Source organism: Natrinema sp. H-ect1, assembly GCF_041821105.1.
In the GTDB taxonomy this organism is placed as follows: domain Archaea; phylum Halobacteriota; class Halobacteria; order Halobacteriales; family Natrialbaceae; genus Natrinema; species Natrinema thermotolerans.
On record NZ_JBGUBA010000025.1, the window covers coordinates 1 to 1405 of the forward strand.

The 1405-nt window shown below is 58.9% G+C and carries 1 protein-coding gene; it reads right to left on the reverse strand.

The annotated features are described in order from the left end of the window. Nucleotides 1-14: 14 nt before the first annotated feature. Nucleotides 15-1289, reverse strand: a complete 1275-nt coding sequence (locus ACERIM_RS19440; RefSeq protein ID WP_373633838.1) for an IS4 family transposase — start codon at nucleotides 1287-1289, stop codon at nucleotides 15-17. Nucleotides 1290-1405: the final 116 nt, after the last annotated feature.

Consider the following 1405-nt stretch of genomic DNA (forward strand, 5'->3'; position numbering starts at 1 on the left):
CCATTCGTCTTTAGCTAAGCCTCACACCTCGGTTGCGTAGCGGTAGCGAGCGTCTCTTGCAGTATCGGTCGTTGTTGGTGGATCTTCTGTGCGTCTTCGATCAGTCGCTCCAGCAGCGGCGGTGGAGAGTAGCCGAGGTATTCACCGAGTTCGTGGAGGATGAGCTGGGCGTGCGACCGGAAGGTCGCCGCCCAGCGTTCCGGCGGAAACACAATCTCATCGTCGGCCTGCTCGGTGACCAGATCCAACAGCTCACGGCTCACCAGCAGTGACAGCAACGCCGCATACAGCAAGATTTCCACGACATCCCGGTTGCTTGTGTCGAATTCATCCAGTTCGTACTGCGTCTTCAGCTCACGAAACAACGTCTCTATCTCCCACCGACACCGGTACAGCGTCGCTAGATCCGCCGGCAAGAACTCTTCTCTCGGCAAGTTCGTGATGTACAGATGGTAGTCGTCGGCGTCCTCGTTGCGGACGCCGACGACGCGGAACCGCTTCGTATCCAGCGACCGCGTTCCATCGTACGGCCCCCGCTTGAACTCCGCTTCGACCTCAACGTCGATGTACTGCCGCGAGAGCTCATCGACCACATCGTGGATCTGCTCGCCTTCCAAGGGAATGGCGCGCCCGCGCCATTCCCGTAACTCCGCCGTTATCACCGGATTCGCGCTCTGCTTCAGCCGACTCACGAAGTAGCCGTCGTTCTCGTCGATCAACGCGAACCGGTGGTACTTGAAGTACGCGAGGTCGAATAGAATGAGTCGGTCGCACAGCCACGAACCCGTCTTGAACAACGTGCTGTCGTGCGTTTTCTCGTCGGTCACGTCGATGCGTTCAATTGTCTGCTCGGTGGCATTGTGGAGCAGGTGGAGCTTCGCTCCAGCCTGCTCCTCATGACGGGCCTGAAACTCATCGGAGAGGAACTCGTGTAACCGCAACACTGTTCCATCAGCGATCATCACGTCCCTGAATCGGTCGATATCAGCGTCAACAGCGTCTGGGACAGCGACCTCGTCGAGGCCACGCTCGACGAGGTCGCGGAGGTACTCTGCGAGTGAGGGCGTCAACCGGTGATAGAAGCCGCCTGGAGAGATCGGCTCGTCGGCTGTCGAGTTGTAGCTGCGTCGGAACCCGGCGAGTGTTCGGCTTTCGCCTGCGGCGAAGCCGAACACGAGCGCCCACACGAGGACTGGAATCTGAAGCTTGCCCTCTCGCTCGACCACGCTGAGTTCCTCGGCGTGCTCTTCGAGGAACTCGGAGGGAAACAGTGTAGTGAGCCGACGCATAATCCGAGATGAGGAGGTGTCGTTGTACACACTCGTCGCCTCCTCATTCCTCTCGAAAAGTAGCCTCGATAAGCCGCCGCTGTCACGTGGTTCTTCTCTTAGCTAAAGACGGATGC

Bases quoted from the DNA above. Each gene is read 5' to 3' on its own strand.
- ACERIM_RS19440 (WP_373633838.1), bottom strand. From the start codon at position 1,289: ATGCGTCGGCTCACTACACTGTTTCCCTCCGAGTTCCTCGAAGAGCAC.